The sequence below is a fragment of the Streptomyces sp. NPDC044044 genome (genome assembly GCF_056434405.1).
In genome coordinates this window covers 61,715-78,345 of sequence record NZ_JBWKFG010000001.1, presented here as the reverse complement: position 1 = coordinate 78,345, position 16,631 = coordinate 61,715, and the positions used below count along the sequence as shown (strand labels likewise).

Genomic DNA, 16,631 nt, shown 5'->3' with positions numbered 1-16,631 from the left:
TCCCGCCTGTTATCGGGCACTTTGCCCCCATTCTCTGGGGCAGCCGAAGTCGGTGCGCAAGCGGGAACGTGTCCGCGGGCCGGGAGGGAGCCGGGCAGCTTTGAGCGCAAGATGGCCTTGTGGAGTGGTTCACCGCAGATCAGTACTGGATCGGCCGCCTCGTGTTCCAGCGGGCGCTCGCCGCCGTCTACCTCGTCGCGTTCCTGGGCGCCGCGCTGCAGTTCCGGGCGCTGATCGGGGAACGCGGCATGCTGCCGGTGCCGCGCCACGTGGAGGGTGTGCCGTTCCGCCGGGCGCCGAGCCTCTTCCAGCTCCACTACTCGGACCACTTCTTCGCCCTCGTCGCGTGGACGGGCTGCGCCTGCTCCCTCGCGCTGCTCGCGGGGGCCGACGGCCTCCTCCCCCTGTGGGGCGGCATGCTGTTGTGGGTCGTGCCGTGGGCCCTGTACCTCTCGATCGTGAACGTGGGGCAGACCTGGTACGGCTTCGGCTGGGAGTCGCTGCTCCTGGAGGTGGGCTTCCTCGCCGTCTTCCTCGGCAACGACGAGACGGCGCCGCCGGTCCTCGTGCTCCTCCTGCTGCGCTGGGTGCTGTTCCGCGTCGAGTTCGGGGCCGGGCTGATCAAAATGCGCGGCGACGCGTGCTGGCGCAAGCTGACCTGTCTGGACTTCCACCACGAGACCCAGCCGATGCCGGGGCCGCTGAGCTGGTTCTTCCACCATCTGCCGGGGCCCGTCCACCGGGTGGAGGTCGCGGCGAACCACTTCACCCAACTCGTCGTTCCCGTCCTGCTGTTCACTCCCCAGCCGATCGCGACGGCCGCGGCCTGCCTGATGATCGCCACCCAGCTGTGGCTGGTCCTGTCGGGGAACTTCTCCTGGCTCAACTGGCTGACGATCGTGCTCGCCGTGTCCGTCGTGGACTTCGGCGGCACGGGAGCGCCGTCGTATTCCCCCGCTCCCCCGCTCTGGTACGAAGTGGTGGTCATCGCGGTGGCGGCGCTGCTCCTCGGCCTGAGTTACCGTCCCGCGCGCAATCTGTTCTCGCGCCGGCAGATCATGAACTACTCCTTCGACCCGCTCCATCTAGTCAACGCCTACGGGGCGTTCGGCAGCGTCAGCCGCGTCCGCCTGGAGGTGGTCATCGAGGGCACGTCGGATACGACACCCCGTCAGGAATCCGAGTGGCGGGAGTACGAGTTCAAGGGCAAGCCCGGCGATGTGCGCCGCTGGCCGCGGCAGTTCGCGCCGTACCATCTGCGGCTCGACTGGATGATGTGGTTCGCCGCGCTCTCCCCCGCGTACGCGAGACCGTGGTTCGGCCCGCTCGTGGAGCGCCTCCTGGACGGCGACCGGGACACGCTGCGGCTGCTGCGCCACGTCCCGTTCCCACCGGAGGCCCCGCCCGCGTACATCCGCGCCCGCCTCTACCGCTACCGCTACACGACGTGGAGTGAGCTGCGCGAGACGGGCGCCTGCTGGGAGCGGACGTACGTGCGGGAGTTCCTGCCGCCGACGCGGGTGGATCAGAGACGGTAGACACGGGTCGCGGTCCCCGCGAAGAGGGCGGCGCGCTCGCTGTCGCTCAGCGACGCGGTCAACTGCCGTGCCGCGTCGACGACTTCGCCGTACGTGGCGGCCAGGGTGCAGACGGGCCAGTCCGACCCGAACATCAGCCGGTCAGGACCGAAGGCGTCCAGGACCGTGTCCGCGTACGGGCGCAGGTCGTCGACAGTCCAGGCCTTCGGGTCGGCCTCGGTCACCAGGCCGGAGAGTTTGCAGACGGTGTTGGGCAGCGCGGCGAGCGCGCGGACCGCCGCCGCCCAGGGTTCGAGGGCGCCGGAGGCGATGGGCGGCTTGCCCAAGTGATCGAGCACGAAGGTGAGTTCGGGGTGCTCCTGGGCGGCCCTGACGCAGGCGGGGAGCTGGTGGGGCAGGACGACGAGGTCGTAGGCCAGACCCGCCGCGCCGACCGCGGCCAGGCCGCGGCGCACGTCGGGCCGCAGCAGCCACTGCGGGTCGGGCTCGCCCTGGACCTGGTGACGGATACCCACGAGGCTTTGCCCGCCCGGCAGTTCGCGCAGCTCGGCGAGCGCGTCCGCGGCATCCGGGCGGGTGAGGTCGGTCCACCCGACGACGCCCGCCACCAGGTCGCCGTCCGCCGCAAGGGCGAGGAACTCGGGGGTCTCGTCGGCGACGGTGACCGTCTGGACCAGGACGGTCGCGGTGACACCGGCGGCGCGCGCCTCGGGCAGGAGGTCGGCAAGGGAGAAGTTCCGGCGGATCGGGGCGAGCGCATCGCCGCTGATCCACTCCTGGTCGCGTACGGAGAGGTCCCACACGTGGTGGTGGGAGTCGACGATGCGCGGTGTCACAGCGGCTCCCAGCGGTGTCGCCGCAGCGCCCGGCGGCGTCACGGCAGCTCCCACACGACGGGCAGCCCGGCGTCCGAGCCCTCTGCCGAGTAGTCGTGGACGACGTCCAGGAGCTCGGCCATGCGGGCCTGCCAGGCGATGTTGACCGGCAGCTTTTCCAGCTCCGCGAGCATACGGGCGTAGTCCTCGCACTCCAGGACGTGGAAGAGATCGGTGCCGCTGCGCCAGATCGTCCAGGAGGTGGCGCCCGCCGCGCGGATCGCGGCGACGAGCTCGGCGGGCACCTCGCGGTGCGCCGCGTCGTACTGGGCGACGCGGTCGGCGCGGACCTTGGTGTGCAGGGCGATTCTCACGCGGGGTCCTCTCGGTCCTCTCCGGGGACGGGTACACCGGCGGGCAGCAGCCCTTCGGCGCGTACTTCCTTCCAGAAGCCGGCGGGCACGGCGGAGGCGAACTGCGCCGCCGCGTCCCGGACTTCGTGCGGCGAGCGGGCGCCGACCAGAACGGTGGCGACCGCCGGGTGGGCCAGGGGGAAGGCCAGGGCCGCAGCGCGCAGCGTGGTGCCGTGCCGCTCCGCCATCGCCTTCAACTGGAGCGCGCGGTCCACGAGGGCGCGGGGTGCGGTCGTGTAGTCGTAGGTCGCGCCGGGCCTGGGGTCGGCCAGGAGGCCCGAGTTGAAGACGCCGCCGATGACCACGGCCTTGCCGCGCTCCCGCGCCGACGGCAGCAGCTCGGCCAGCGCGCTCTGGTCAAGGAGCGTGTAGCGGCCCGCGCACAGCACGGCGTCGACGTCCGTGTCACGGACGAAGCGGGTGAGCATCCGCGTCTGGTTCATGCCCGCGCCGATCGCGCCGACGACGCCTTCGGAGCGCAGCCGCTCCAGGGCCGGATACCCCTCGCGGAAGGCCTGTTCGGCGTGGTCGTCCGGGTCGTGGAGGTAGACGGTGTCGACGCGGTCCAGACCGAGGCGGGTCAGACTCGCCTCCAGGGAGCGGCGGACGCCGTCCGCGCTGAAGTCCCAGACACGGCGGTGCGTGGCGGGCACGGCGAAGCCGTGGGCGAGGTCGTCGCCCACGGGCCGCTCCACCGCTTCGATGAGGCGGCCCGCCTTGGTCGAGAGCGTGTACGCCTCGCGGGGGCGCGCCCGCAGCGCCTGGCCCACCCTGCGTTCGGACAGGCCGATGCCGTAGTGCGGCGCCGTGTCGAAGGAGCGGATGCCCGCGTCCCATGCCGCGTCGATCGCCCCGGCCGCCTCCTCGTCGCTGATCGGCGTGTAGAGGTTGCCGAGGCCGGCGGCGCCGAAGGACAGCGCGGTCACCTCGACGCCGCCGGGGCCTATGGTGCGCCGGGACAGGCCGTTCACCGGCCCGCCGGCCTCAGCCGCAGCCCCTGCATTCCGCCGTCGACGGCGAGCGCGGTGCCGGTGGTGGCACCGGAGAGGGGGCTCGCCAAGTAGGCGACGGCGCCCGCGACTTCGTCCGCGGTGACGAGGCGCCCTGTGGGCTGGCGGGCCGCGAGCGCGGCACGCTCGGCCGCCGGGTCCGGTGCGGCGTCCAGGAGGCGGCCGACCCACGGGGTGTCGACGGTGCCGGGGTTGACGCAGTTGACACGCACCCCTTCGCGTACATGGTCCGCGGCCATGGCGAGCGTCAGGGAGAGCACCGCGCCCTTCGACGCCGAGTACAGGGCGCGCTGCGGGAGGCCCGCGGTAGCGGCTATGGAGCAGGTGTTGACGATCGCCGCCCGGGTGGAGAGGCGCAGGTGAGGCAGGGCGGCTCGGGTGGTGCGCACGATGCCGAGGACGTTCACGTCGATCACCTTGTGCCACTGGGCGTCGTCGTTGTCCTCGACGGTGCCCTGCGCGCCGATGCCCGCATTGTTGATCAGTACGTCGAGTCCGCCGAGGTCGGCCACCGCGGCGGCGACGGCTTCGCGCACCGATGCGTCGTCCGAGACGTCGGCGCGGTAGCCGGTGAGCGGCTTCTCGACGTCGTCCGGGTTCAGGTCGAGCACGGCGACCCGGGCGCCGCGCGCGGCGAGCAGTTCGGCCGTGGCCCGCCCGATGCCGGAGGCTCCGCCGGTGACCAGGGCCTTCAGGCCCTCGAAGTCCTGGACGTCCGTCATGCGGCTGCTCCTTTGCCCTGAGCGAGGTCGGCGGCCCAGAAGGCGCCGTCCGGATAGGTGAATTCGGCGAGCGACTCGGCCCGCATCGCGGCCGAGAAGCCCGGCGCCGCGGGGGCCATGTAGTGGCCGTCGCGCAGCACGACCGGGTCGATGAAGTGGTCGTGGAGATGGTCGACGTACTCGATGACGCGGTTCTCGGTGGTCCCGGACAGTGCCACGTAGTCGAACATCGACAGGTGCTGGACGAGTTCGCACAGGCCCACGCCGCCGGCGTGCGGGCAGACCGGGACGCCGAACTTGGCGGCGAGCAGCAGGATCGCGAGGTTCTCGTTGACGCCGCCGACGCGGGCCGCGTCGATCTGCAGTACGTCGATGGCGCCCGCCTGGAGGAGCTGCTTGAAGACGATGCGGTTCTGCACGTGCTCGCCGGTGGCGACCTTGACCGGGGCGACCGCCTCGCGGATCGCCGCGTGGCCGAGGACGTCGTCGGGGCTTGTGGGCTCCTCGACCCAGTACGGGTCGAACTCCGCGAGCGCGCGCGTCCACTCGACGGCTTCGCCGACGTTCCAGCGCTGGTTGGCGTCGATCGCCATCCGGATGTCGGGTCCGATCGCCTCACGGGCGGTACGGCAGCGGCGTACGTCGTCCGCCAGATCCGCGCCGACCTTCAGCTTGATCTGGGTGAAGCCGTCGGCCACGGCCTGGCGCGCGAGGCGGGTCAGCTTCTCGTCGCTGTAGCCGAGCCAGCCCGGTGACGTCGTGTAGCCGGGGTAGCCGCGCTTTCGCAGCGCGACTTCGCGCTCGGCGGCGCCTTGCCTGCCCAACTGGAGTATCTCCAGGGCTTGTTGAGGGGTGAGGGCATCGACGATGTAGCGGAAATCGACCTGGGAGACCAGCCACTGGGGCTCGGCGTCCGCCAGGAACCGCCACAGGGGCTTGCGTGCCCGCTTGGCCGCCAGGTCCCACAGCGCGTTGACGACGGCGCCGATGGCCATGTGCATCACGCCCTTCTCGGGCCCGAGCCAGCGCAGCTGGCTGTCCCCGATCAGGTCGCGGTTCAACGTCCCCGGATCGGCGCAGAGTTCCTCGACGGACCGCCCGAGCACATGGTGGCGCAGCGCCTCGATCGCGGCGACCTGGACGTCGTTGCCGCGCCCGATGGTGAACGTGAAGCCGTGCCCCTCCAGGCCGTCGTCCGCGTCGGTGCGCAGGACCACATAGGCGGCGGAGTAGTCGGGGTCCGGGTTCATCGCGTCGGATCCGTCCAGCTCCCGTGAGGTCGGGAACCGTACGTCGAAGGTGTCGACCGCGGTGATGCGGGCTGAAGTCGGGGACACAGGAGGCCTTTCCGGAAAGGGGCAGCGAGGCGGGGAACCCGGTGCGGGGTCAGTCCTGTGCACGGCCGGTGGTGACGCGCGCGATCATCAGGGCGACCAGGATGATTCCGCCGTAGATGGCCTGGATCCAGAAGGAAGGCACCTGGGCGAGGGTGAGCAGGTTCTGTACGACGCCGAGCAGCAGGACGCCGGTGAGGGCGCCGAACATGGTGCCCTTGCCGCCGTCGAGGCTGATGCCGCCGATGACCGCGGCCGCGAACACGGTGAAGATCATGTTCTGGCCCTGGTTGGCGTTGATCGCGCCGACGTAGCCGGTCTGCATGAGTCCGCCGACGGCGGCGAGGACACCGGCGACGACGAACACGCCGAGCATCACGCGTTCGACGCGGATACCGGCGGCGCGTGCCGCGTCCGGGTTGCCGCCGATCGCGTACAGGGCGCGCCCCACGCGGTGGTACTTGAGGACGAAGCCCGCGATGCCGAAGGCGAGGGCGGCGAGCCACACGGAGAGCGGGATGGTCAGGAACGTCGAGGTGGCCAGGGTGTAGAAGGCGTCGGGCATCCCGAAGAGCGTCTTGCCCTCGGTCGCGCCGACGAGCAGTCCGCGCAGCACGATCAGCATGGCGAGCGTGACGATGAACGCGTTCAGCTTGAGCTTGACCACGAGGATGCCGTTGAAGGCGCCGATGACAGCGCCGACGACGAGGATCGCGAGCAGCGCCACCACGGCGGGCATCTCGGTGCCGAATCCGGCCTGCGCGGCGGGCAGCACGAGCAGCGCGCCGACGGCGGGCGCGATGCCGACGACCGATTCGAGGGACAGGTCGAACTTGCCGGTGATCAGGACGAGCGACTCGGCGAGCACGACCATCGCGAGAGCCGCGGATGCGCCGAGGATGGAGATGAGGTTGCGTTCGGTGAGGAACGAGTCGTTCACCAGGGCGCCGAGCAGCATGAGCAGCAACAGGGCGGGGACCAGGGCGAGTTCGCGGGCGCGCCGTAGCAGCACGGAGCGTGCCTGGGCGCGGGCGTTGTCGGTCTTCGCGGTCAGGTCCGGTGCGGTCGAGGCCGACGGGGCCTTCGTGTCAGCCACGGTCATTCACTCCTTGCACTCCTTCGGTTTCTTCCACGCCCTCGATCGAGGCGATCAGCTCGTGGTCGTGCCAGCCCGCCGCGTGCTCGGCGACGATCCGGCCGCGGAAGAGGACCAGGACGCGGTCACAGCGCCGCAGGTCGTCCAGCTCGTCGGAGACGACGAGTACGGCGGTGCCGTCCTCGCGGGCGTTGTCCATCCGCGCGAGCAGCGACTCCTTGGACTTCACGTCCACCCCCGCGGTGGGGTTGATCAGGACGAGGAGCCGTGGGTCGGAGGCGAGCGCTCGCGCCATGACGACCTTCTGCGCGTTGCCGCCGGAGAGGTCGGACACGGGCTGGTCGGGCCCCTCGGCGTGGATGTCGAGGCGGTCGATCAGCTCGTCGGCGAAGGCGCGCTTGCGCTCGGTGCCGACGAAGCCGTACTTCCCGAGCCGGTCGAGCACGGTCATCGTGGCGTTGTCGCCGATCGTCATCCCGAAGACCAGGCCCTGGTCGTGCCGGTCGCGCGGGACGCAGCCGACACCGGCCCGCAGCGTGGCGCTCACGTCGCCGAACGGGAGCTGCTTGCCGTCGAGCCGGGCACTTCCGCCGGTCGGCGTGTGCAGCCCCGCGAAGGTCTCGGCGAGGTTGATCTTGCCGCTGCCGCTGGATCCGGCGAGGCCGACGACCTCGCCCTTGCGGACGGTCAGGTCGATGTCCGCGTACGACTCACCGGCCAGGCCCGTGACGTCGAGCATCACCGGGGCGTCGGCCGGGACCTCGGTCCTGGCGACGGACTCCTCGGCGGCTTCCTTCTCCCGCAGGGCCTCGCCCGCCATCGCCTCGACGAGGGCGGCGCGCGGCAGATCGGCCACGGGGGCCGTGGTGATCCAGCGGGCGTCGCGCAGGACGGTGACGGTCTGGCACACCTCGTACACCTCCTGGAGGTGGTGCGAGATGAAGAGGAAGGTGACCCCGGACTCCTGGAGCGCCCGCATGCGTGTGAAGAGGCGCTCGATCTCACGGTTGTCGAGCTGCGCGGTGGGCTCGTCCAGTACGATGAACCGCGCGCCGAAGCTCAACGCCCTTGCGATCTCGACCATTTGGCGGTCCTCGACCTTGAGGTCGGCGGTGCGCGCTTCCGGGTCGACCCGCACGTCCCAGGTGTCGAGCACATCGGCGGCCTGCGTGCGCAGTCTGCGCCAGCTGATGAAGCCGCCGCGGCCTTCGGGCTGCCGGTTGATGAAGAGGTTCTCCGCGACGGTCAGATCGGGCACGACCGTCGGCTTCTGATAGACGCAGGCCACCTTGCGGCGCCAGGCGTCGCGGTCGGTGAGCGGCGGCGCCGGCTCGCCGTCGAAGAGGACGGTGCCCGCGTCCGGGGCCTGCAGGCCGGTGAGGATGGTGACGAGGGTGGACTTGCCCGCGCCGTTGCGGCCGACGAGGGCGTGGGACTCACCGGGCAGGACGGTCAGCTGTCCGTCCTGCAGCGCGACGGTGGGTCCGTACCGCTTGGCTATGCCGGTCGCTTCGACGAGCGCCGTCGGCCCCGGAGCCGGGGACTTGGTCATCGGCGTACTCATTTGACCGTGTTGCCCCACAGCTTGGAGTCGTCCACGTTCTGCTTGGTGACCAGCGGGGCGGGCAGCTGGTCCTCGAGAATGCCGCTGGGCAGCTTCACGATGGTGGAGTCGTGGTCCGTCGGTCCTGGCTTGAACTTCTTCCCGTTCATCGCGGCCTTGATGTAGTACATCCCGTACTTGGCGTACGCGTCGGCGGGCTGCGAGACGGTCGCGTCGATCTGGCCCTTGCGGATGGCGTCGAACTCCTGCGGGATGCCGTCGTTCGAGATGACGGTGATGTGCCCCTTCTCGCCCGTCTTCTTCAGCATTCCCTTGGACTTCAGGGTCTGCAGGGTGGGCGCGAGATAGACGCCGCCCGCCTGCATGTAGATGCCCTTGATGTCGGGGTTGGAGTTGAGCAGCGTGTCGAGCTTGGACGCGGCCGTGTCGGACTCCCACTTGGCGGGGATCTCCAGGACCTTGAGCTTGGGGAACTTCTTCTTCACGCAGGTGCGGAACGCCTCGGAGCGCTCACGGCCGTTGACGGATGCGAGGTCTCCCATGATCTGGACGACCTTGCCGGTCTTGACCTGCTTGCCGAGGTAGTCACAGGCCTTCTCGCCGTACGCGACGTTGTTGGCCCGCACGACCATCGCGACCTTGCCCTTTTCGGGGGCGACGTCGACGGCGACCACGGGGACGCCCTTGCGTTCGGCCTGGTCGAGGCCCGCGGAGATCGCCGCACTGTCGAGGGGGGCGACGACGAGCCCCTTCACGCCCTGGTTGAGCTGGTTGTTGATGTCGGTGATCTGCTGCGAGGGGTCGCTGTTGGAGTTGACCGTCTTGAGCGCGTCGACGTCCTCGGACTTCGCCATCTTCGGCACGTAGTCGTTGTACGACTGCCAGAAGGGCGAGGTCAGCAGGGGCAGGATCACCCCGACCTTGCCCTCTCCGCCGCCCTCGCCGCCCGCGGGCGCCGCGCTGTCCTTCGTACTGCCACATGCCGTGAGCACGAGGGACGCGCAGGCCGCCGCGGCGGCGATCCGCGCCGCCCGCGAAATCCCCACCCTGCTGGACCTGTTGCGCACTGTTCTGCCGGCCATCTGACGGCTCCTCATCGAGCGTGAAATCGAGCGTGGATCAACCGTGGATCGAGCGTGATCGGACGAAGTTCTGGCGATTCCCAGCGGTTCCTAGCGACTGATGGGCGAATATTTATCAGACCACTTGGCGCTCACAACACCCCTCGTCGCCAATTTTTCCTTGTTTTGAGCCGTAGTGGTCCGACCACATCTCTGGTTAGACTGCGGCGCACTCGGCTATTGGAGGAGCACCACGTGGACCAGACCGCCCCGCAGAAGGGCACCGTGACCGGGCGGGCCATCGAGCAGATCAAGGCGATGATCGGCGAGGGCCGTCTGGAACCGGGCGAACGGCTGCCGACGGAGCGGGACTTGGCGACGCAGCTGGGCATCTCGCGCAGTTCCATGCGGGAGGCGATCCGCGCGCTCACGGTGATGGGTGTCCTGGAGGCCCGGCACGGTTCGGGCATCTACGTCACGCAGTTGGAGGCCGGTGACCTCCTGGAGACCTTCGGCGTCGTGGCCGACCTGTCACGCGGACCACGGCTCGTGGAACTCCTGGAGGTGCGCAGGGTCCTGGAATCCACGGCGACGGCACTGGCCGCGGCGCGCATCTCGGCGGACCAACTGGCGGACGTGGAAAAGCACTTGGAGGCGATGAACGCCACGGAGGACCCGGAGGAGATCCTCTCCCACGACCTGGCGTTCCACCGCACGATCGCCTTCGCGGCGGGCAACGACACGATGGCGGCGATCCTGGAGGGCCTGTCCTCGCGCACGTTCCGCGCACGGGTGTGGCGCGGCTACCAGGAGGAGGGCGCCTTCGAACGCACCCGCCGCGAGCACGCGCGCATCCACCGGGCCCTGGTGGCCAGGGACCCGGAGGCGGCGAGGGCCGCGGCGGCGGCGCATGTGGGTGAGGTGGAGGAGTGGCTGCGGGCGCAGCTGGACGGCTAACTGCTAGCCGCTAGCTGCTAGGCGATGAGGGTGCCCTTCGGGCGGACCACGCAGAACTCGTTCCCCTCCGGATCGGCCAGGACGGTCCACGACTCCGCACCGCTCTGCCCCACCTCCGCCCTGCGGGCGCCGAGTGCGAGCAGGCGCTCGATCTCGGCGTCCCGGTCGTCGGCCGACGTCGTCAGATCGAGGTGCAGCCGGTTCTTGACGACCTTGCGATCGGTCACCGGCATGAAGCAGATGCCCACCGGCGCGGTCTCGTCCGGGCCGATCACCACCTCCCGCTCGCGCTCGGACAGGATCCGCCAGCGCAGCGCCTCGGCCCAGAACCGGGCCAGGGCGGGAAGGTCATGGGCGTCGACGACGATGTGATGCAGGGAGACGGGCATGTCGGCCAGTCTGCACCGCAGTTGGCGTCACCGCGTGGCCCCGGACGACGCCGGACGGACGGGCCGATGGGCCCGCCCGTCCGGCGTCCGGGCAGCTGCTCGATGCCCCTCGACGTGCGCTCAGCGAACCGTCACGCCCGCGTGAACCTCAGAGTCACCAGCTCGAACGGCCGCAGCGTCAGCGCCACGTCGTCGCCCGAGCGCTCCGGCGCCGTCGCGTCGGTGAGGGGCCGCTCCAGGAGATCCGTCACCTCGACGGAGCCGACCGGGAAGCCCGCGGTCAGCGTTGCCTTCGCACGGCCGCCGCGCGACTCGTGGAAGCGGACGACCACGTCACCGCTGCCGTCGTCGGCGAGCTTGACCGCCGTGACGACGACGGCGTCGTTGTCGACCGTCACCAGCGGGGTCACATCGGCGCCGCCCGTGATCCGCCGCTCGGGAAGGTTGATCCGGTACCCCTCCCGCACCGCGTCACCGATCGCGGCCCCCGGGACAAGCGCGTGCCGGAAGCGGTGGATGCCCTGGTCCGTCTCGGGGTCGGGGAAGCGCGGGGCGCGAAGGAGCGAGGCGCGCACCGTCGTGGTCGTACCGGCGTCCGATGCGCGCACCGTGCGTGTCACGTCATGGCCGTACGTCGAGTCGTTGACCAGGGCGACACCCCACCCCGGCTCCTCCATGTGCACGAAGCGGTGGTTGCACGCCTCGAACTTGGCGGCCTCCCAGCTCGTGTTGGTGTGCGTGGCCCGGTAGAAGTGGCCGAACTGCGTCTCCGACGCGTACCGCTCCGCGTGGATGTCCAGCGGGAACGCCAGCTTCAGGAACTTCTCCGTCTCGTGCCAGTCGACCTCCGTGTCGATGTCCAGGCGCGTGGATCCGGGCGCCAGGGACAGCACCTGGGTGAGCCGCGAGTCACCGAAGCTGCGTACGACACGGACCGAGGCACCGCCTTCGCCTTCCACGGGCTCGACCGCGTCCGCCTCCGTGAGATCGGTGACCGTGTTCCGGTAGAACTCGTCGACGTCCCACGCGTCCCACATGTTCGGGAAGTCCGCGTGGATCTGCGGCAGGTTCGCCGCATGGCCGGGCGCGACGGTCTCCCGGTCGGCCACGATGTCGTACGCGGACACGACGAGACCGCGCGCGTCGATCTCGACCCGCAGCAGGCCGTTGTCGAGGACGTACCCGCCGTCGGCGCGCGAGGCGATCGCCGACTGGCCGTCGATGGCGGCGTGGCGGGCGCCGCCCGCCGGGACGCCGTCCCGGGTGTGCGGGGTGGAGTTGAAGACGAGGGTGCCCGTGCCGCCGTCGCCCGCGAGCGCGCGCTGGGCCGCGTCGATGATGCCGTTCAGCTCCTCGGCGACCGCCGCGTATGTCGCGCGCGCCTCCCGGTGCACCCAGGCGATGGACGAGCCGGGCAGGATGTCATGGAACTGGTGGAGCAGGACCGTCTTCCAGACGCGGTCCAACTCCTCGTAGGGGTACGCGAATTCAGCCGACCGCACGGCAGCCGTGGCCGCCCACAGCTCCGCCTCACGGAGCAGATGCTCGCTGCGGCGGTTGCCCTGCTTGGTCCCCGCCTGGCTCGTGAGCGTGGCGCGGTGGAGCTCCAGGTACAACTCACCCACCCAGACAGGGGCGTTCGGGTACTCCGCCTCGGCCTTCTCGAAGAAGGCGGAGGGAGTCTCCCACTCGACGGTCGCCGAGCCCTCCAGGTTCCGCAGGCGTCCCGCCTTCGCGATCATCTCGCGGGTGGTGCCGCCGCCTCCGTCGCCCCAGCCGGTCGGTGCGAGGGAGTGCCGGGCGACTCCCTTGTCCTTGAAGTTCTTCGCCGCGTGGGCGATCTCGCTGCCCTTCATCGAGCAGTTGTAGGTGTCGACGGGCGGGAAGTGCGTGAAGATGCGGGTGCCGTCGATGCCTTCCCAGTTGAAGGTGTGGTGCGGGAAGCGGTTGGTCTGCGACCAGGAGATCTTCTGCGTGAGCAGCCACTTGGAGCCCGCCGCCTTGATGATCTGCGGCAGACCGGCGGCGAACCCGAAGGTGTCGGGCAGCCAGGCCTCGTCGTTCTCGACACCGAATTCATCAAGGAAGAACCGCTTGCCGTGCACGAACTGACGGGCCATCGCCTCCGAGCCCGGCATGTTCGTGTCCGACTCGACCCACATGCCGCCCGCGGGCACGAACCGCCCGTCGGCGACCGCCTTCTTGACCTTCGCCCACACCTCGGGCCGGTGCTCCTTGACCCACGCCCACTGCTGCGCCTGGGACATGGCGAAGACGAAGTCCGGCTCGTCCTCGATGAGCGCGGTCATGTTCGACGTCGTACGCGCGACCTTGCGCACCGTCTCGCGCAGCGGCCACAGCCACGCCGAGTCGATGTGCGCGTGGCCGACGGCGCTGATGCGGTGGGCCGAGGGCTCGGCGGGGGTGGTGAGCACGCCTTCGAGCTCGGCACGGGCCGCGGGCGCCGAACCGTTCACGTCCTGGAGGTCGACGGCGTCCAGGGCGCGGCCGATGGCTCGCACGACGGCGTAACGCCGCCCGGAGTCCTCGGGGAGTTCCTGCATCAGCTCGCCGAGCACCTCGAGGTCGATGACGAGCTGCCACACGGTCTCGTCGAAGACGGCGAGATCCATGCGGGCGAGCTTGTACTGGGGCTCGCTGCCGGCCGTCTCCTTGTCACCGAGCTGGGTGGGCAGGAAGGGGTGGTAGTCGAGGATGACGGGGTTGGACGCGGCCTCGATGTGCAGGTGGACGTCTTCGCCGCCGGTTGCCGGGGCGGCGATCCTCACCCACTGGTTGCGGGGGTTGAGGCCCTTCACGGGGGTGCCGTCGGGGCGGTAGACCAGGCCCTCGCACTGGAAGCCGGGCATGTTCTCGTCGAAGCCGAGGTCGAGGATGGCCTCGACGGTCTTCCCCGCCCATTCCGTGGGCACGGTGCCGGTCACCTGGAACCAGCTGGTGGCCCAGGGGGCGCCCCACGCGGCGCCGACCTCGGTCGGCTCGGGGGTCGCGGCGAGGCCTTCCGCCACGGGGACGGGCTCACCCGGGGCGGTCCATACGGCGACGTCCAGGGGGACGGACTCCGGGTAGACGGCGGGGCGGATGCGCTCGTCGAGGACGCGCTTGAGGCGGGCTTCTACGAGGGTGCGGTCGTCGTGCATGGTGTTACTCCGTTTGCGTGTCGGGTGCGGAGGGGTTGACGGGTTTCCATTTCCCCAACCCCACCCCTTCCTGAAGTCCCGCTCGGCGCGGGGGCCTGCCTGGGGCTCCGCGCTGGATAGTTCCAGCCCGTCCGGCGATTGAGGACGAACTCGGCGAAGCCGGTGATGACGTTCGCCAAGGCCCCCGCGCCGAGCGGGTTTTCGGGAGGCGGCGGGGTGGGGAGCCATCTTCGGCCTAACCGACCTCCCCCGGCCGCACCACCTCCGTGATGCCCCGCGCAGTCAAGTGCTCCAACTCACCGGCCCGGCTGTCCAGCACGGTGGTGGGCCGGACCCCGTCCGCCACGAGGCGGGCGAACGCCTCGAACACCGGCCCCCCGGGCCCACACGCGGACCGCTCCGAGGTCGAGTCGTCAACCACCACGGCAGTGGTCCGCACCGCAGGCGCGTACTTCCGCCCCCGCCACTCCTTCGCGAGCCGGGCCAGCACCTCACCCCCCGGTTTGACCCGGCCGTCGTTCGTCAACAGGCCCAGGCTGTACTCAAGTTCAGGGAAGTCCGACAGCGAGCGCGACACATCGTGCGAGCACCACCACGTCACCCCCCACACATCCGCGCAGTCCAGCGCCGCCGCCACCGTCGCCTCGGTGAAGGACGCCGCATGCTCCGCGGGGATGAGGGGAGCGGGCGCGCCCACCTCCTGGAGCCAGACCGGGCGGTGCGGGTCGTCCGCCCAGGCCTTGGACAGCTCGATCATGTACGCCGCGTGGTGCTCGGTGGCGACCGCCTCCCTCCCGTGCCGCTGTGCCGTGCCGTTGAACACCCAGGAGTGCACGGCGGTCGCGCCGCCGAGCCGCGCGGCCTGGGCCGGGGTGAAGGGCTGGTCGTCCTGGTACCAGGCGGCGTCGTACTCGGCGTGCAGATGCAGCTTGCCCGGCGCCCCCTCCTCGCACGCGGCGAGCACCCGGCGCAGCCACTCCCCCGCCTGCTCCTGCGTGATGCGGTCCGGATCGGGATGCGGGCCCGCCGAGAACTGGTTGACCTCGTTGCCGATGGTCATGCCGATGAAGTTCGGCCGGTCGGCGAGCGCGGATGCGAGCGTCCGCAGGTAGGCGACCTCACCCTCCACCACGTCGGGGTCGGTGAAGATGTTCCGCCGGTGCCAGGTCTGCGTCCACGCGGGCAGGAAGTCGAAGCTCGACAGGTGCCCCTGCAGTCCATCGACGTTGACGTCGAGCCCCCGCTCGGCCGCCGCGTCCGCGAGGGCGACGAGCTGCTCCACGGCGCGCGGCCGGATGAGGGTGCGGTTGGGCTGGAAGTAGGGCCATATCGGGAAGACCCGGATGTGGTCGAGGCCGAGCCCGGCGATCGCGTCGAGGTCGGCGCGCACGGCGTCGATGTCGAAGTCGAGCCAGTGGTGGAACCACCCCTGACTGGGGGTGTAGTTCGCGCCGAAGCGCGGTGCTTCGGAAAACGCAGAAGGCTCGGAAGGATCAGAAAGCACAGAAGGCATGCGAGTCCTGGTTCTTGGGGGGGTGCAGGGGTGTACCGGGGCGGCGGGCCACAGGCAACAGGGAACGGAACGCGGAAGACGGAACGCGGAAGGCGGAAGGCGGAAGGCGGGCTTCAGCCCTTCACCGCCCCCTCGCCCACCCCACGGAAGAAGTACCGCTGGAGACAGGCGAAGAGCACGATCAGCGGAAGCACGGCGATGACCGTGCCCGCGGCGACGAGCCGTTCGTCGTTGGCGAAGGTGCCGTGCAGATAGTTCAGGCCGATGGTCAGGGTGAACCTGTCCGGGTCGCTCAGCACGATCAGCGGCCACAGGAAGTCGTCCCAGGCGCCCATGAAGGCGAAGATCGCCACCACGGCGAGCGTGCCCTTGACCGCGGGCAGGGCGATCCGCAGGAATCGCTGCCAGACGTTCGCGCCGTCGACGAACGCGGCTTCCTCGATCTCGTACGGCAGGTTCAGGAAGGCGTTGCGCATCAGCAGGACGTTCAGGGCCGAGACGCAGCCGGGCAGCAGCACACCGATGAGGGTGTTGTTGAGACCCAGCTCCCGCATGGTCGTGAACTGGGCGATGATGATGCCCTCGACGGGCACCAGCATGGCGAGGATGAAGACGACCGTGGCGGCCCTGCGGCCCCGGTAGCGCAGGCGCGCGAGGGCGTAGCCGGCGAGCGTGGCGCCCACGCAGTTGGTCACCACGTTGGCGGCGGCCACCTTCAGGGAGTTCAGCGCGTAGTCCCAGACGGGGATGGTGTCGGCGACCCGCTCGTAGTTGTGGAGTGTCGGGCTGCCCGGCAGGAACTTGGGCGGGGAGCTGAAGATGTTCTCGTGCGGGCCCTTCAGGGAGGTGGACAACTGCCACAGGAAGGGGCCGATCATCAGCGCCAGTACGCCGAGCAGGAGTGCGTAGCGCAGGACGATCTCCCACACGGGCATCCGGCGGCCGTTCTCGTCGGTGATCCGCCCTCGCCTGCGGGCCCCGGCCTTGCGGACCTTGCCCTCCGCCTTCGCTTGCGCCTTGGCCCTCGCCTTCGCCGCCTGCTCGGTCTTGTGCGTGTC

14 protein-coding genes are annotated in these 16,631 nt (G+C 70.3%); 2 read left to right on the top strand and 12 right to left on the bottom strand.

The features are described from left to right. Window positions 1-119 precede the first annotated feature (119 nt). The gene (locus AC07AG_RS00355) at window positions 120-1,538 is read left to right on the top strand and encodes a lipase maturation factor family protein (protein ID WP_478750329.1); all 1,419 of its coding nucleotides are present in this window, start codon (window positions 120-122) and stop codon (window positions 1,536-1,538) included. Here the strand turns inward: AC07AG_RS00355 and AC07AG_RS00350 are convergent. Genes AC07AG_RS00350 through AC07AG_RS00315 form a run of 8 tightly spaced genes read right to left on the bottom strand, consistent with a single transcriptional unit; the run spans window position 1,526 to window position 9,574 of the window. Further along, a complete protein-coding gene (locus AC07AG_RS00350) occupies window positions 1,526-2,374 on the bottom strand; it encodes an amidohydrolase family protein (protein ID WP_478750327.1) in 849 nt (282 codons plus the stop codon). The genes AC07AG_RS00355 and AC07AG_RS00350 overlap by 13 nt on opposite strands. Window positions 2,375-2,412: 38 nt before the next feature. Further along, window positions 2,413-2,727: an L-rhamnose mutarotase gene (locus tag AC07AG_RS00345; RefSeq protein WP_478750326.1), complete on the bottom strand. Its 315-nt coding sequence runs from the start codon at window positions 2,725-2,727 to the stop codon at window positions 2,413-2,415. Continuing rightward, entirely contained in the window at window positions 2,724-3,737 is a 1,014-nt protein-coding gene (locus AC07AG_RS00340; protein ID WP_478750324.1) for an aldo/keto reductase, read from the bottom strand. The genes AC07AG_RS00345 and AC07AG_RS00340 overlap by 4 nt, the downstream gene beginning before the upstream one ends. Beyond that, window positions 3,734-4,498 (bottom strand): SDR family NAD(P)-dependent oxidoreductase, encoded by a 765-nt coding sequence (locus AC07AG_RS00335; protein WP_478750322.1) that lies wholly within the window; start codon window positions 4,496-4,498, stop codon window positions 3,734-3,736. Before AC07AG_RS00335 ends, AC07AG_RS00340 begins: the two co-directional genes overlap by 4 nt. Then, window positions 4,495-5,835, bottom strand: a complete 1,341-nt coding sequence (locus AC07AG_RS00330; protein WP_478750320.1) for an L-fuconate dehydratase — start codon at window positions 5,833-5,835, stop codon at window positions 4,495-4,497. Before AC07AG_RS00330 ends, AC07AG_RS00335 begins: the two co-directional genes overlap by 4 nt. Window positions 5,836-5,884: 49 nt before the next feature. Beyond that, a complete protein-coding gene (locus tag AC07AG_RS00325) occupies window positions 5,885-6,928 on the bottom strand; it encodes an ABC transporter permease (protein ID WP_478750318.1) in 1,044 nt (347 codons plus the stop codon). Next, window positions 6,921-8,480: a sugar ABC transporter ATP-binding protein gene (locus AC07AG_RS00320; RefSeq protein WP_478750316.1), complete on the bottom strand. Its 1,560-nt coding sequence runs from the start codon at window positions 8,478-8,480 to the stop codon at window positions 6,921-6,923. The genes AC07AG_RS00325 and AC07AG_RS00320 overlap by 8 nt, the downstream gene beginning before the upstream one ends. A gap of 8 nt (window positions 8,481-8,488) precedes the next feature. After that, a complete protein-coding gene (locus AC07AG_RS00315) occupies window positions 8,489-9,574 on the bottom strand; it encodes a sugar ABC transporter substrate-binding protein (protein WP_478750314.1) in 1,086 nt (361 codons plus the stop codon). A gap of 234 nt (window positions 9,575-9,808) precedes the next feature. Between AC07AG_RS00315 and AC07AG_RS00310 the strand changes: the two genes are divergently transcribed. After that, the gene (locus AC07AG_RS00310) at window positions 9,809-10,510 is read left to right on the top strand and encodes a FadR/GntR family transcriptional regulator (RefSeq protein ID WP_478750312.1); all 702 of its coding nucleotides are present in this window, start codon (window positions 9,809-9,811) and stop codon (window positions 10,508-10,510) included. A gap of 17 nt (window positions 10,511-10,527) precedes the next feature. On the opposite strand, the gene AC07AG_RS00305 is transcribed toward AC07AG_RS00310, so the two are convergent. From AC07AG_RS00305 to AC07AG_RS00290, 4 genes are all read right to left on the bottom strand, one after another. Then, a complete protein-coding gene (locus tag AC07AG_RS00305; RefSeq protein ID WP_478750310.1) occupies window positions 10,528-10,899 on the bottom strand; it encodes a VOC family protein in 372 nt (123 codons plus the stop codon). Between the two features lie 131 nt (window positions 10,900-11,030). Beyond that, window positions 11,031-14,060 carry an alpha-mannosidase gene (locus tag AC07AG_RS00300; RefSeq protein ID WP_478750308.1) on the bottom strand — a complete coding sequence of 1,010 codons (3,030 nt, stop codon included), beginning with the start codon at window positions 14,058-14,060 and terminating at the stop codon, window positions 11,031-11,033. A gap of 235 nt (window positions 14,061-14,295) precedes the next feature. After that, window positions 14,296-15,573, bottom strand: coding sequence for a glycoside hydrolase 5 family protein (locus AC07AG_RS00295; RefSeq protein ID WP_478750306.1), 1,278 nt, complete (start codon window positions 15,571-15,573; stop codon window positions 14,296-14,298). Window positions 15,574-15,686: 113 nt separating this feature from the next. Then, entirely contained in the window at window positions 15,687-16,532 is an 846-nt protein-coding gene (locus AC07AG_RS00290; protein ID WP_478752142.1) for a carbohydrate ABC transporter permease, read from the bottom strand. Between the last annotated feature and the right edge of the window lie 99 nt (window positions 16,533-16,631).

Excerpts from the sequence above, each read along its gene's own strand:
- AC07AG_RS00300 (WP_478750308.1), bottom strand. The coding sequence starts at position 14,060 with ATGCACGACGACCGCACCCTCGTAGAAGCCCGCCTCAAGCGCGTCCTC.
- AC07AG_RS00315 (WP_478750314.1), bottom strand. The coding sequence starts at position 9,574 with ATGGCCGGCAGAACAGTGCGCAACAGGTCCAGCAGGGTGGGGATTTCG.
- AC07AG_RS00295 (WP_478750306.1), bottom strand. The coding sequence starts at position 15,573 with ATGCCTTCTGTGCTTTCTGATCCTTCCGAGCCTTCTGCGTTTTCCGAA.
- AC07AG_RS00320 (WP_478750316.1), bottom strand. The coding sequence starts at position 8,480 with ATGACCAAGTCCCCGGCTCCGGGGCCGACGGCGCTCGTCGAAGCGACC.
- AC07AG_RS00305 (WP_478750310.1), bottom strand. The coding sequence starts at position 10,899 with ATGCCCGTCTCCCTGCATCACATCGTCGTCGACGCCCATGACCTTCCC.
- AC07AG_RS00335 (WP_478750322.1), bottom strand. The coding sequence starts at position 4,498 with ATGACGGACGTCCAGGACTTCGAGGGCCTGAAGGCCCTGGTCACCGGC.